The following is a 13,831-nucleotide window of genomic DNA, read 5'->3' on the forward strand; positions in this document are numbered from 1 at the left end:
GCGACCACGGCGGCCGGAAGCCGGCTGGGGCGAGCGGGCGACGCCCGGTGCACCGGGCGTCACGCCGGTCATGGTGTCGCCGGCCAGGGTGACGGTGTCGAGGGAGAGTGCGCGGCCGTCGACCGCGGTGTTCGCGCCCAGGGTGATCGCCCCTCGCGCCAGGATCGTGCCGGACAAGAACGAGTCCGCGCCGGTGTTAGCGGCGCCCTCGGCGACCCAGAACACGTTGGCGGCCTTCGCCCCGTTGACGAGGTCGACGCGGCTGCCGGCCGCGGTGTCGAACGCCGCGTCGGTCTGGAAGAGGAACACCGCGTCCGGGTTGCCCTGCGCGTCGAGGGTGACGGTTCCGGTGAGGGCGAGCGCGGCGCCGGCGTGGTGCACGCCGGCGTGGAAGGTCCGGGTGCCCAGGTCGCCGACGACCTCGGTGTGCGCTTTGCGCGAGGAGGCGTCGCCGTGGGCGGCGAGCAGGTCGGCGTGTGCTTGCTGGGCCGCGGGGTCGTTCACGTGCCGGCTGCCCGCGACGATGCCGGGCGGGAATCCGCTGACCGAGGTGCTGGGACTGACGCCGAGGTCGCCGCTCAGGACCGTGGGCCCGGTGTTCACCACTCCGGTGCCGGCCCCGGCCAGCACCGAGTAGGTGCTCGCCGTACCGAGGTTCACCGGTGCCGGGTTGACCTCCACGGTCAGGGTCTGGAACGCGGCCGCTCCGTTGCCCGAAGGGTCACGGACCTTGGCCACGACGGTGTACCGACCGGCGATGAGGGCCGTGTCGGCGGTGACGCTCCAGGCGCCGTCGGCACCGGCCGTGGTGGAGAGGGTCTGGCCGCCGACGGTCACGGTGACCGGGCTCGGTTCCGGTGCGTCGCTGGTCCCGGAGATCGTGGGCGTGGTGTCCTTGGTGACGAAGGTGGCGCCGCCGTCGATCGTCACGGTGGGGGGCGGCGCGTCGGTGAACCGGATGGTGGCCGGACCGAGGGTGACGGCGGCGAGGGAAAGCACCCGGCCGATGATCACGGTGTCCGCGCCGACCGTGATCGCTCCGTGCGCCACGATCGTGCCCGACAGGAACGAGTTCGCGCCCGTGTTCGCGGCATCGCCGGCGACCCAGTACACGTTGGCGCCCTGTGCTCCGTTGACGAGGTCGACGTGGCTGGCGGCCGCGGTGTCGAACGCCGCGTCGGTCCGGAAGACGAACACCGCATCCGGGTTGCCCTGGGCATCGAGGGTGACGGTTCCGGTGATGGCCATCGCCGCGACCGCGTGGTGCACGCCGGGGGTGAAGGTGAGACCGCCCAGCTCACCGACGACCTCGGCGCCCGCGGGCCTGGTCGACAGGTCGCCGTAGGCGCCGGCGAGGTCGGCCGCGGCGGCGGCAGCGGCGGAGTCACCCGCGTGGATTTCCCCGCCGACGATGCCCGGCGGGAATCCGGTGATCGAAGTTCCCGGGCTCACGCCGAGGTCTCCGCTGACCGTCGTCGTCGTGCCGGTGTTCACCACGGAGGGTCCGGCCAGCACCGAGTAGCTCCCCGCGTCGCCGAGAAGGGTGGGCACCGTGATCGCGAACCGCGAACTGATCGCGGAGTCCAGGCCGGGGCTGGTGGCGATCAGGGTGTAGCCGGTCCCGGCCACGTCCATGGACAGGTCGGCGAAGGTCGCCACACCGTTGTCATCGGTGTCGACCGTGAGGGTTCCGTGGAGGGTCGTACCGCCGGCGTCGGTGCCGATCGCCAAGGTCACCGGGACCCCGGCAGCGGGGAACGCGGCGCCGTCGGCCGACTGGAGGGCGACGGTCACCGGCGGTGCCATCGCGTCGTTCGCGGCGGTGTCGGTGGGCCGGCTCGTGAACGCGAGCCGGCTGACGTTCACCACGCTCACGACCGCGCTCGGCGCGCCGGGCGCGGTCCACGACCCGTACACGGCGGTCACGACGTAGGTGTAGCCGCCGTCGGGGACCGCGGTGTCGGTGCAGCCGGTGCCCGCGACCGGTGCGGTGGGGCTGCTCCCGCAAGCCGCCACGGTCGTGCCACCGGTGACGCGGGTGACGGAGTAGCCCAGCGGCGTCACCCCTCCGGTGCCGGGCGTCCAGCTGACGGGGACATCCCGGGTGGCGGTCGCCGGGACCGTCACGTCGACCGGCGCGGCGATGGTGCCGGTGGCCCCGGAACCGGACCCGGAACCGGGCGCGCTCCAGTACGCCGCCGCCGGTCCGACTCCCAGGAGGACGACCACGAGCGCGCCGAACACGACCAGCACCGGGCCGGTCTTGCGCACCGCGCGGTGCCGGCCGCGAGTACGTGCCGGGACGAAGAATTCGCTCATGATCGACGACAGCAATCTTTTGGGCGTGCACGTGCGGCGACACGAATGCGGTACCGCGCAAATCAGGGGCGATCCGGCCGAGTACCCGGGTGGGTGCCTGACGGCACCGCACCCGGGACCCGTTCGAAGGGATCAGGAAGCGACGAAGTACAGCGGAACGTCCTGTCCCTGGCACGCATCCTGGTTGGCGCCGGTGTTGGCCAACGTCACCGTGGCCGTTCCGTCCACAGTGGCACCGCCGGCGATGTCACCGGCCGGGGCCGGGGTGGTCATCGTGACCGTGTAGTCACCGATCAGGCAGCCGGCCGGCGGCACCCACGCGACTCCGTTCGCGTCGGCCAGTGTCGCGGTCACGGTGGTCAGGTACTGGGCGTTGTCACTGGGGTTCGTGACGTGGAAGCTGACGGCCGATCCGGCGTTGCCGGGTGCGATCTCTCCGGCAGGAGGATCAGCGGCGATGGTGAAGGCGGCGCTCACCCCCGTCGCCGCGGTGCCGGATCCGGTACCACTGGAGGTCCAGTACGCCAGCGCGATACCGCCGCCGGCAAGCGTCAACACCGCCGCGACGGCGATGATGATGCGTTTTCTGCCATGAGTCATTTTCCTGTCCATTACGGCCTCTTGTGCGATTTATTTCATCCGGTGTGCACTTGCGACAGAATTCGCAGGAAAGCACTGGGGTCCGCAGATCGGGGACCTATACCAAAAAGCTAGCACTCATGCCCGGACACTGCCGGAAAGTCACCCGTTCGAGTAACTGCAAGCACTTTTCCGCATTGAGCAGTTTCGAGTAACGATTCGCAACGCTGCGTGATCTTGGGCCGCATCCGATCCAAGCCGGCCCGGCCCGTTGAAAATGATCAAGAACGCGCCGCAGGTAGGCGAGATTTTACGGGTCGGGTTACCGAATCTTTATTCGCGATCATTTCCTCCTGGTGGAACGCGGTTTTCGCCGCGAGCGCGGACGTTGCCGCGTCGCGGTGGTTCTTGCGGAGTGTCACTCCTACGCATGTGAGTGAACCAGCGGGTTCCACTTTCGTGTCCACAATTCGGAATTTCCTGGCCTGTCGATGTGTCTCGGTGTACTGTTCACCGAATCGGAGGCCAGGTGGTGATGATCACCGCTTCCGGGTGGACGTGTTTCCCGGCCCAGACCTCGCCGGCTTCGGTCATCGAGTCTGCGGAAGGAACGCGCGAAAAATGGGCGACGATTCCACCAAAGCATTCGGCGCGGCGATGGTGCCGGAGTGGTGCGGTCGTGACCGCTCTCGGTCCGGTCGAGCGTGTTCTCCGCCATCGCGGCGAGGTGTGACATGACCGACTTCCTCCGGCCGGCCTGGTGCATCACCGGCGCTGACGAGCTCGAGCTGGACCATTCCCTGCCGGCGGTCGCGGACAACCTGCTGGGTGAAGTGCGGCAGCTACGGGCCCAGAGGCAGTTCCCCCAGCACGTTTCCGTTTGCGTCAAGGCCTGCCCGCGGCTCGGCATGCTCGACGTCCGGATCAGCGGCCTGTCACCGGAAAGCGATCCCGACCGCACCGAGACGATGGCGGCCATCCGCACCGTTTTCGAGCTGGCGAGCCACGCCAACATCGTCGACGTCAGCGGCACCGTGGCGCCGCTGTTCACCATCCGCATCCTCGCTTTCGATCCGGACAACATTCCCTACGCCGGGCTTCTGGGCGCCGGAATGGGCGACGTCCACCTCGCGGTCCTCAACCAGCCTCGGTGACCTGTCGGCCGACGACAGGAAGCTCCACGTTGCCGAACACCGCGGACGCGGACCTTTCCCTCAACCACTTTGACGGGGGTCACCCATGTCCATCACCGGGCGCGCCGGCGACCAGGCAGCCACTGTCGTTCCCATCCAGCGGACCACCGCAGCCGACCTCACCGGTCCGATAGCCGAGGACCTCGAAGATGCCGAGCTGATCGCCGCCGTGCGCGCCGGGCAGCTCACCGCGTACGGCGTCCTCTACAGCCGGCACCGGGGAGCGGCACACAGCCTCGCTCGCCGGCTCGCCCACTCCGTCGTCGAGGCGGACGATCTGGTGTCCGAAGCGTTCGCCAAGGTGCTCAGCGCCCTCCGCGGCGACCACGGCCCCGAATCGGCCTTCCGCGCGTACTTGCTGACGGCCCTGCGCCACATCGCCTACAACAAGGCCCGGCGCGCCCGCCGGCTCCACCTCACCGAGAACGTCGAGGCCACCGCGATCGAGGCGGCCGGTCCGGAGAAGATCGCCGAGCCGTTCCGGGACACGGCCATCGCCCGGCTGGAGCACAGCATGGCGGCGCAAGCGTTCGCCCGGCTGCCCGCCCGATGGCAGGAAGTGCTGTGGCACGCCGAGATCGAAGGCCTGACGCCCGCCGAGGTAGCCCCGCTCATGGGCCTGAGCCCCAACAGCGTGTCCGCTCTGGCCTACCGAGCCCGCGACGGCCTGCGCCAGGAATATCTCCAGGCGTACCTGGCCAAGCCGGACGACCAGCCGCAAAGCTGCCGCGTGATAGCGGGAAAGTTCGGCGCGTGGGCTCGGGACAAGCTGTCGAAGTGCAAGGCCGCGCAGGTCAACGCACATCTGGACGATTGCTCGGCGTGCCGCACCGTCGTCAGCGAACTCCACCACGAACTGCCCGCCCGAACGGACGTTCGCCAGCTGGGCAAACTCGGCTACCCACCTGCCCCGACGGACCGACAGGCGAAAGACCGGCTGCCGGCCGATCCCGAAACCTGGTCCGGTGGCGGTGTGGACTCCCCCGGTTCGCCACGCACGCGGACCTGAGCAGTCGCGGTGCCCGGCGGCGTAGCCCCTCGCTGCGGCGCCCACCGAGGTGGGCTCGGGAACGTCCGGTGCTACCGCCCGGACCTGCGGACGCGGCGGGCGACCGCGAGCAGCAGTCCGCCGAGGAAGACGAGCAACGCTCCCAGCCAAACCAGAGTGCCCAGCAGGGGGCTGGCCCCGGTGTCGGCGAGATTCGACGTACCGGTAGGCCCGTTGTCGTAACCCGGGCTGCCACCGCTGTGGTCCAGGCCTGACGAGGTCGTGCCGAGACCCGCCCCCGGCGCGCTGCTCGTCGTATCGCTGCCGGTGGAGGACGAGGTGCTGCTGCCGGTGGTCGTTTCGGTGTTCGTCGAGGGCGCGGTGCTACCGGTGGTCGTTTCGGTGCTCGTGGACAAAGTCGTATCCGTTGTCGTGCCGGTGGTTGTCCCGGTACTCGTGGACAAAGTCGTATCCGTCGTGGTGCCAGTGGTCGTCCCGGTACTCGTGGACAAAGTCGTATCCGTCGTGGTGCCAGTGGTCGTCCCGGTACTCGTGGACAAAGTCGTATCCGTCGTGGTGCCAGTGGTCGTCTCGGTGCTGGTGGAGGACGTCGTGTCCGTCGTAGTACCGGTGGTTGTCCCGGTACTCGTGGACAAAGTCGTATCCGTCGTGGTGCCAGTGGTCGTCTCGGTGTCCGGCGGAGTTGTCGTGGTCGGCGATGTCGCGCAACCGGGAGTGGTGAACGTGTTGTCGTCAAGGGAAACCTGGCCGTTGCGAGCCAGCGCACGCCCGGCGACCGCGGTGCCCGTCGTCACCGTGATCGACGTCAACGCCATGATCGTGCCGACGAAGTTCGAGTTCGTTCCCAGCGTCGCCGAACTACCGACCTGCCAATACACATTGCACGCCTGCGCACCGTTGATCAAGTTCACGTCGCTCGCCGGCGCCGTGATCAACGTCGACGCGACCTGGAAGATCCACACGGTGTCGGACTCGCCCTGACCATCCAAGGTCAGCGTGCCACCGAGCGCCAACGGGCCGGTGGACTGGTAGACACCCCCGGCCAACGTCTGACCGACGAGGTCCCCCGCGACACTTGCGGTCGGCGCACGACCGGCGGCGTCGTTGTAGGCCACGACGAGGTCGGCCTGGGCCTGGGCAGCGACGGCGTCACCCGCGTGCGTGGTCCCGGCCGCGGTGCCGGGCGGGAAACCGGTGATGGCCGTCCCGGGCGAGACGCCGAGGTCCCCGGCCAGCGTGCTCGGCCCGGTATTGGTCACCGCCTGCCCACCCAGCACGGAATAGGACATCGCAGTCCCGAGCCCGACGGGAGCTTCGGCGGCAACGGCCTGCGGCGCCCCGACCACCAGCCCCAGACCCAGAGTGGTCACGACCGCGCACAAACCCACGACCGTGCTGCTCCGGCGCCACCTCAGCGCCGAATGCACTCTGGTGGAAACGTCGTCCATTTCAAGTTCCTTCCACCGATTCTTACAGCCGAACCGGCGAAGTCTGGGCCGGGCCATTCGTCCACACAGGAACGTAATCTTCCGCCACCTGGCCTCCGATTGGGTGAACCATAAGCAGAGACGAGCCAACATATCAGGAAATCGCCAACAAAGTACACGAACGTGAACACTCCGAGTCACCCACACGAGTGAGAGTGGTCGCCCGCGTTGTCCGCCGTGACCCAGCCGTGTCGCGACATGCCCCGCTGGGGACGGGTGCCCGAGGTGAGCGGCACCGGCATTCCGTCGGCGAACAGTGGCGCGTCCACTTGCTCGAGGGAAGTACGCGGGTCTGTCAAACGAGCGGCTCCGGCGCACTTTCGGTGGTGTGACGCGGTGGTCTCCGGCCCAGACGAATTGGCGGCTTGCCATGATCGGGTCTGCCCAGGGTTTGGTTGACACCTCACCTGTGAGGCTCCGGCCTCGCCTGGAGGATGTCACCGCGGCGGCACGCGGTCTCGGTGTGCAGCCGCAACAGGAGCATGTCGAGTTCGGGGTCGTCGCCGGTGGTGGCAGCCGCCTCGTTGATCTCGACCAGCCCCAGGTCGTGCACGGCCCGGCGCGTGGAGGGCAGTCGGCGAGGCTTGGCCACCTTCCGCGCGGGATTGCCGGCCTCGGTGATCACGCCGTCGTTCTCGGCATGACGGTACAGACAGCGGGTGGCGGCGATGAAGTTCTCGGCCGCGCTGCGCCCACCGCGGGAATTTCGGCGTACCAGCGCGTGTGCCTTGGCCTCCTCGGCCAGCTGTTTCAACTCACTCGGGGTCGGTTCGTCCAGCCGACGCGCACCCCAATGCTGCTCGAGGCGTTTCCAGTACGACGAATAGGCACGCCGGGTGCTTTCCGAAACCGCAGCAGCCACGACCGGGATGTACTCGGCGAACGTCGGCACCTCCGCCCGCACTACCGGTTCGGCAACCAGCTCGGCCGGGTCAATCCCCATCTTCGCCAGCAACAACCGCGCCGCGTCCAGCTCCGCCGCGCTACTCGGTCCGGCCATCGTGCTCGTCACCCCCCAGCAGAGAGGCGTGGTAACCGACGAGCATCGAGTCGAGGGCAGCCAACGGGTGGATCACCAGCACGCCGCACGTAGCATCGGCGGCGACCAGGAGCTGATCACCCGCGCGCACTCCGGCCCGCCGCCGCACGACCGCGGGCAAGGTGAGATACGGCGCGGCCGGAACGGCGAACACCCCGGCCGGATCGCGATGCACGACGACGGCGCTCTCCACCACTGTGATCACGAGGCTGTCGCCGGAACACCAGCCGAGAGTCTTCACGATCGACCGGTCCGCGACCCGCCCAGAGGCATCGATGCGCGCAAGGCCGTACCGCATCACGCCCGGGCGAACCGCAGGCACTTGCGGAACGGGAAACGGAACAACGCCTGCCGTCGCAGGGCGCTCAACCGGCGCCACCGCGACGCGCGGCGGAATCACCGTGGCGACGGCCTCGCCATCATGACGATGACGAGCGTCGTAACCTACAGAGGAAGGATGGCCGTCACGCGACGTACCGTGACTGACCTGATACTCACTGGTGCGGGAAGATTCACCGACTTTGGTGTCCGAGGACCGAGTTGATCTATAACCCCACCCTGAAATTTGCCACAGACCTGCAGCTTGACTGACGCCCAGAAGCCCAACCGCGACGCGGGAGATTTTCCCACGTCTACGTGTTCAAAGGGGGACTTGAACCCCCACACGTGGGATATCTCCCGTGTTTGGGGAGATCATGCATCGATTGTAGCGCAGAGTCATCTGTGCCGTCTGCGTGCTGAAGGCAGTACCCATCCACGTCCAACCAGCGAGCCATGTCCGCCAGTGCTCCGACCGAACACATGCGTAGGCCGACTGCTATCGAGCTTCGGTTGTTCGCCGGCCATGTCGCCGCCGCCGGTGGCGTGCTGTACCTGCTGCTTATTAGGGGATGACACAGACCTGGAGCGGAATGCCGTAGGCGGACAGCGCTATCGATGCCGACACCAGGGCTGAACGGGCGAACGTGAACAGCGTGGCCGGGTTCAACGGCCGATCCGAGCGGTGGATGGCATACACCAGTGCAGCAGGCCTCGGGCCCAGCTTGGCCGCGCGACTAGGGTCTTGCTCGGCCACCTTGGTGCGAAACTCGTCCCACGTCTTCGAGTTGCCCAGGAACGTCTCGATCGCCACAAGACCTTGGGCGAACAAGTGACTGAGGACGGACGAGCCCGTCTTGCTGCTGAACTTCTTCACGTGCACCAGCTCGTTGTCCGGGCCGAGGAGATCGCACGCTTCGATGCCGTGAGGGTGCGCCCGGCTCGTCACCAGCTTCTTGTCCAAGCACAGGAACAGCGGGGCCTTCGCCACGTGCAAGTTGTAATTGCCCTCGACGGTCCGACCAGCGAACCACAACCCGGATCGGCGCTTGCGAGGACCCGGGGACGCACAGTGGTCGCTCGCACTGCGCGACACTCCGGACCGAGGTCGAGAAGCTCCGGCACCGCCTGGACCGGATCGCCGGCGGTCTGTCCGGCCGGCTTGGCAGATCGGATCATCACCAGGATTCACTCGGCGAGGCAGGAGAGGGCCGTGGAAGAGACGACAGACCTATCGCCTTCGCGATCGACGACCGCGGCACTGTTGTGGGCAACTCACCCACCCGGATGGCCGTGAAGGCGCAGCGTCCCCCTTTGGCCGTTCCCGTTTGGCGACATTTTGGCGCAGGCACGCACTTTGACAACGGCCAGCGGCTTGCCGTTCGGCCTGGTCCGTCCCACACCTGGGGGGTGGGATCGCGCCACCCCGGTCCGGCACGTCTCCCCCGCGACGTGCCGGACCGACGCGACTGCCGAGGGGCCTCGTGCAGCGCCTCGGCCTCTCATCCCGACTCCGGCCGTCGCCACGGTGTCACACGGCCGGTGCTTCGGCTGACGGCCATCCCGGCCCGGACACCGCCAGGCGAGCGAGGTGTTCGTCGATCTCGCCGTAGAGACGGAACGCCGCGTCGCCGAGCGCGGCCAGCTCGGCCAAAGTCGCCACCGCGGCGACATCGTCGCGGCGGTGCGCACGAGACCCCGGTGGCTCAACCCTGACCCGAAGTCACCTCCTGTGACAACGGTAACCGACAGTGTTCAAAGCTCTCTGACCAACGGGTGCGCGCAACCAAGCAGCGCGGCGCTCGGTCATCCTCGGTGCGTTTCGCGCTCGCGGTAGACACGGAGAACGGCGTCCTCGAGCCGGGGCGGGTACGGGCCGTACGCGTTGTCGCGCGCGCCGCGGGCACGCAGCGCCGGAATCGCGAACAGCCACCGCAGGAACGCCGGTGGCGCCGCGCCACGCCCCCTCCCCCGGGCGCGGGCCGATTTCCGTTCCACCCGGACCTGCTGCGCTTGGACCTTCTTGATGGCGGGTAGCCGAGCCTGCTGGATCGCCGCGAGGTCCGCGAGCTGCGGCCCGCCGGCCCGGAAGGCCGGGACGAGCCGGTTGGCGGCCGCGACCGCGTCCTGGACGGCCATCAGGATGCCGTTGCCGCCGACCGGTGAGATCACGTGCGCGGCGTCGCCGAGCAGCAGCAGTCCTGGCCGGTACCAGGAGTTCACGCGAGAGATGTCGACCGAAAGAAGGGTCGTCTGGGTGAAGTCGGTGAGCAGGTGCACGCGATCGGCCAGCCACGGCACGTGCTCGCGGACGAACTCCTTGATCGGCTCCACACCGCGTTCGCGTACCTGCGGATAAGACCCCTTGGCGACGCTGTAGCCCACCTGCCAGTCGTGCACGCCACCGAGGACACCGACATAGCTGTCCTGCCCGTAGTAGAGGTCGAGATCGGCGTCGGGCGGATCGCTGGCGTGCCGTGGCAGCCGGAACCAGAGGATGTCGGTCGCCGCGCCGAGTGAGCGCGCGGGCAAGCCGGCCAGGCGGCGGATGGTCGAGAACCGCCCGTCCGCTCCGATGACCAGGGAGCAGGCGATCTCGCCGCCACGGTGCCGGACACCGGTCACCCGGCCGGTCCCGTCGGTGATCAGGTCGGTGACCTTGGCTCCCATCTCCAGGGAGAACGACGGCAGCCACAGCGCTTGCGCGGCGAGGTAGTCGAGGAAGCGGACTTGGGGCATCAAGGCGATGTAGTTGAACGGGCTGTCGAGCCGGTCGTAGTCCACGACACTGAACTCGGCTTTCGGCGTGTGGAACCGAAACGACCTCGCCTTGAAGTGGTCCAGCTGCAGCAGCCGCTCGGCGAGGCCCAACTGGTCGAGCAACTCGAGCGTGTAGGGATGCAGGGAGTCGCCACGAAAGTCGCGGTCGAAGTCCGATCGCGACTCCAGCACGGTGACCTCGATGCCCGCCCGGGCCAGCAAGTAGCCCAGCAGGATTCCCCCGGGACCGCCACCGGCGATGGCGACGTCCTGTGTCGAGGCGGTCACGCCGGTTCCCGCAGCTCGAAGACGGCCATGCCGGGAAGGTGCGGCGCGATCTGCTCCTCGGTCGCATCCTGCGCCACCGCGAACGCCTCGATCGCCCACGGCACCGTCATCGACCTGAGGTACTGGGCAACGACGGCCGCCGCCCTGATGGCGTCGGCCGGTTCCGCGTGACGCTCGAGCCGCGTGGACTCCTCGACCACCGCGCAGGCAGGCGTCTCGAGCAGGTTGCGAACCCAGTCACGGCTGCGGTCCGGCGACACCAGGTACCACCGGTCCTCACGCTGGACGACGGCGAGCGGTACTCGCCGGGCCGCGCCGGAGTCACGACCTCGCGTTTCGATGACGCGGAGTGCGTAGCCGCCTTCCGGCACGGGCTCACCGGATGTCGCCAGCAGCTTGGCGACCATCTGGGCGTTGATGGCACGAGCGTCCATGACCACTCCTAAAGCTAGCCAATCTAGCGATATTCGCTAGACAGGCTAGCGACCTTTAGGCTGCCGCGCATGGCCGACGACGAACACACCCCCGCGCAGCGGATCAGCAGGGGCCTGCGTGACCTGCTCAACGCAACGCCGATGAGAGCACCCAGGTGAAGGTGGTGGCGACCGGCGCAGCGTTGCGCTCGATCCGGCTCGCGGCGGTCGACGAGGTGCTGGCGATCCACGCGACCTTGGCCGACGCGACCCGTCGATGAGCGCGGTATTCACCGAAACCGAACTCTGTTCGAGGTGGGCTCCATCCTCCCGGACGCCGCCCGAGCGGTCAGGTCCCGAGATTGCCTTGCAGCATGCTGACCCCGTGCGCCTGCTGCCCGAGCTGTTGCGCCGAGATGTCGACGACGGGAAAGCTACGCAACGCGACGTTCGGGGGAACAGCGACGTCGGCGTCGCCCCCCGTCGTCACTCCCAGCGGGATCATGGTCCTGCTGCCGTCGTAAAGCCAGATCTCGTACAGCCCGGCCGGTGCGGGCATCCCGGTCAGCTGGACCTTCAGCCGCAGTGCCCCGTCGCCCGTGACGACGACCTGAACCTTGCCGGCCGCGTCGGCGGGAGCGGCCGCTTGACGAATCAGCTCCGTCTCCGCGACGACCCGGGTATCTCCGGCACCGGTGTCGACGGCCGCCAAGGTGCCGACAACCCCGACCGCCGCGGCAGCGGCCGCGATGATCGTGTACCGCACCCCGCGGGAAAGCCAGCCGGCGCTTGCCCGCCCGCCACCCGGGCGCTCCAGCGGGAGCAGCCGTCCGCCGCCGCCACCGGGATTGGTCGCGTGGCCGGTTTCGGCCGCGATCCGTGCCCACACCGCTTCCCCGACCGGAGGCAACGTCGCTTCCGTTTTCGTCTCTCGGCCGAGGCCGGCCACCGCGCGCAGCGACTCGAGTTCGCCACGGCAATGCGCGCAGTCCTCCAGGTGAGCGGTGTCCGCCGGGCCAGGAGCCTCTTCGTCAAGAGCTAGCACCACGAGACGATCGGGATCCGGATGCGACATCATTCACCTCCTCCGAAGACCGATCGAGCTGAGAGCGCAGGTTCTGCATGCCACGGCGCAGATGACTTTTCACCGTTCCCAGCGGCAGCCCGGTTCGCTCGGCTATCTGAGTGTGGGTCAGGTCAGCGTAGAAGGCCAGCTCGAGCACTTCTCGTTGTGTCTGCGGCAGCCGGGTCAGGCCGTCGGCGATGACCAGCCGATCCAAGACACGTTCCGGCGATTCGGCCATCGGCTCTTCGGCGGAAGCGACGGCGGCCACCGCGTCACTGTCGCGTTCGTGGCGACCCCGCGCTCGCAGCAAGTCGACGACACGACGACGAGCGATCCCCAAGAGCCAAGCCAGCAGACCGGCCTTGTCCGGGTCGTAGGTGCGCCGGCCGCTCCACGCGGACACGAAAGTAGCCTGCACAACATCATCGACGTCGGCGGAGTCGCGCAAGCTGGCTCTCGCAAGCCGCTGCACCGCGGGGCCGTGCCGATCGAACACCGCACGCAGCGCCGCCGGGTCGCCGACGGCGAACCGCCGCGCGAGATCGTCGGCCGGATCGCTCGTCGCGCCGTCGTCGGACACGAACGACACCCTAGCCGCAGGCGGCGACGAGACGACATCTTCGGTCATCGGCATCGTCGCCTCTTGGTGCCGCGCTCTCGAACGCGGTGTCAGCGCCGGCGAAGGAGCCAAGTCGGCCGAGACCGGCTGCATCCGTTCGGGCCACTCCTCGCGTACCCATCGTGTCCAGGAAGCAACGAGAACGGAGTCATCATGCGCCTTCGCATGCTCGGGGTGTCCATCGTCGCCGCGGCCGCCATGGCCGGGGTCGCCGCGGCACCGGCCCAGGCGGCTCAGCCGGTGACGGCGTCGCACCACACCGTCTCGCACCACAGCTGGTACCACTTCGGCAAGGGCCGAACCGACCTCACGCTGGACGCCGCCGCGGCGAAAGCGCTCACGTCGCTCGGTGTCAAGGTGTCGCCGGTCTTCGCCAAGGTCAGCCATCCCGGCGGCAAGACCGTCTTCGGCTTCACCATCGTCGGCAACCCGAACGACGGGACGATCGAGCACGTGGGCGGCCTGCTGCTGCGTGCGGGTGGCAAGTGCCTCTACCTGACCGGCTACACCATCGACCTCAAGCGCGGCGTGCTCAGCGGGAAGATCAACTTCGGGACGCGTGCCGACCTGTTCACGATCGGCGCCGCCACGCCCGCCGGCGTCACCCTCGCCCTCACCGCGCCGGCCGCGGCGTTGCTGAACAAGACGTTCGGCGTCACCGCGTTCACCCAGGGCCTGGTCATCGGCTACGGCAACCCGATGATCCGCAAGTGACTTCTCGCGAGCGAGGAGGGCGACCGC

The 13,831-nt window shown here is 68.5% G+C and carries 14 protein-coding genes and 1 pseudogene; 4 read left to right on the forward strand and 11 right to left on the reverse strand.

Annotated elements, in window-relative coordinates:
• Nucleotides 1–129: 129 nt before the first annotated feature.
• Nucleotides 130–1,806 (reverse strand): annotated as a pseudogene (locus HUT10_RS52120) (ice-binding family protein); the annotation flags it as partial.
• Between HUT10_RS52120 and HUT10_RS08965 the strand changes: the two are divergent.
• A complete protein-coding gene (locus HUT10_RS08965) occupies nt 1,718–1,933 on the forward strand; it encodes a hypothetical protein (protein WP_176170750.1) in 216 nt (71 codons plus the stop codon). The pseudogene HUT10_RS52120 and the gene HUT10_RS08965 sit on opposite strands and share 89 nt — an antisense overlap.
• Before the next feature lie 518 nt (nt 1,934–2,451).
• Here the strand turns inward: HUT10_RS08965 and HUT10_RS08970 are convergent.
• Nucleotides 2,452–2,919, reverse strand: a complete 468-nt coding sequence (locus tag HUT10_RS08970) for a hypothetical protein (protein WP_176170751.1) — start codon at nt 2,917–2,919, stop codon at nt 2,452–2,454.
• Nucleotides 2,920–3,632: 713 nt separating this feature from the next.
• On the opposite strand from HUT10_RS08970, the gene HUT10_RS08975 reads away from it, so the two are divergent.
• Together HUT10_RS08975 and HUT10_RS08980 are read left to right on the forward strand one after the other, a co-directional pair.
• Nucleotides 3,633–4,052: a hypothetical protein gene (locus HUT10_RS08975; RefSeq protein ID WP_176170752.1), complete on the forward strand. Its 420-nt coding sequence runs from the start codon at nt 3,633–3,635 to the stop codon at nt 4,050–4,052.
• An 85-nt stretch (nt 4,053–4,137) separates the two neighbouring features.
• Complete coding sequence (locus HUT10_RS08980; RefSeq protein WP_176170753.1) at nt 4,138–5,100, forward strand: RNA polymerase sigma factor; 963 nt, start codon at nt 4,138–4,140, stop codon at nt 5,098–5,100.
• Between the two features lie 71 nt (nt 5,101–5,171).
• Here the strand turns inward: HUT10_RS08980 and HUT10_RS52125 are convergent, their stop codons facing one another.
• The 9 genes from HUT10_RS52125 to HUT10_RS09020 all read right to left on the reverse strand — a co-directional run bounded on the left by HUT10_RS52125 (nt 5,172) and on the right by HUT10_RS09020 (nt 13,051).
• The gene (locus HUT10_RS52125) at nt 5,172–6,959 is read right to left on the reverse strand and encodes an ice-binding family protein (protein WP_368660824.1); all 1,788 of its coding nucleotides are present in this window, start codon (nt 6,957–6,959) and stop codon (nt 5,172–5,174) included.
• A 31-nt stretch (nt 6,960–6,990) separates the two neighbouring features.
• A complete protein-coding gene (locus HUT10_RS08990) occupies nt 6,991–7,599 on the reverse strand; it encodes a hypothetical protein (protein WP_217709565.1) in 609 nt (202 codons plus the stop codon).
• A complete protein-coding gene (locus HUT10_RS08995; RefSeq protein WP_176170754.1) occupies nt 7,571–8,026 on the reverse strand; it encodes a hypothetical protein in 456 nt (151 codons plus the stop codon). The genes HUT10_RS08990 and HUT10_RS08995 overlap by 29 nt, the downstream gene beginning before the upstream one ends.
• 483 nt (nt 8,027–8,509) lie before the next feature.
• Nucleotides 8,510–9,136, reverse strand: a complete 627-nt coding sequence (locus HUT10_RS09000) for a DUF6119 family protein (protein WP_368660749.1) — start codon at nt 9,134–9,136, stop codon at nt 8,510–8,512.
• A gap of 339 nt (nt 9,137–9,475) precedes the next feature.
• A complete protein-coding gene (locus HUT10_RS51810; protein WP_303246952.1) occupies nt 9,476–9,607 on the reverse strand; it encodes a hypothetical protein in 132 nt (43 codons plus the stop codon).
• A 143-nt stretch (nt 9,608–9,750) separates the two neighbouring features.
• Entirely contained in the window at nt 9,751–10,992 is a 1,242-nt protein-coding gene (locus HUT10_RS09005) for an FAD-dependent oxidoreductase (protein ID WP_176170755.1), read from the reverse strand.
• Nucleotides 10,989–11,426, reverse strand: a complete 438-nt coding sequence (locus HUT10_RS09010) for a nitroreductase/quinone reductase family protein (RefSeq protein ID WP_176170756.1) — start codon at nt 11,424–11,426, stop codon at nt 10,989–10,991. The genes HUT10_RS09005 and HUT10_RS09010 overlap by 4 nt, the downstream gene beginning before the upstream one ends.
• Nucleotides 11,427–11,754: 328 nt before the next feature.
• Nucleotides 11,755–12,354 (reverse strand): anti-sigma factor, encoded by a 600-nt coding sequence (locus HUT10_RS09015; RefSeq protein WP_176170757.1) that lies wholly within the window; start codon nt 12,352–12,354, stop codon nt 11,755–11,757.
• Nucleotides 12,355–12,436: 82 nt separating this feature from the next.
• Nucleotides 12,437–13,051: an RNA polymerase sigma factor gene (locus tag HUT10_RS09020; RefSeq protein WP_217709566.1), complete on the reverse strand. Its 615-nt coding sequence runs from the start codon at nt 13,049–13,051 to the stop codon at nt 12,437–12,439.
• Between the two features lie 192 nt (nt 13,052–13,243).
• On the opposite strand from HUT10_RS09020, the gene HUT10_RS09025 reads away from it, so the two are divergent.
• The gene (locus HUT10_RS09025; protein WP_176170758.1) at nt 13,244–13,804 is read left to right on the forward strand and encodes a hypothetical protein; all 561 of its coding nucleotides are present in this window, start codon (nt 13,244–13,246) and stop codon (nt 13,802–13,804) included.
• The last annotated feature ends 27 nt before the right edge of the window (nt 13,805–13,831 follow it).

The organism is Amycolatopsis sp. Hca4 (assembly GCF_013364075.1).
GTDB lineage: Bacteria > Actinomycetota > Actinomycetes > Mycobacteriales > Pseudonocardiaceae > Amycolatopsis.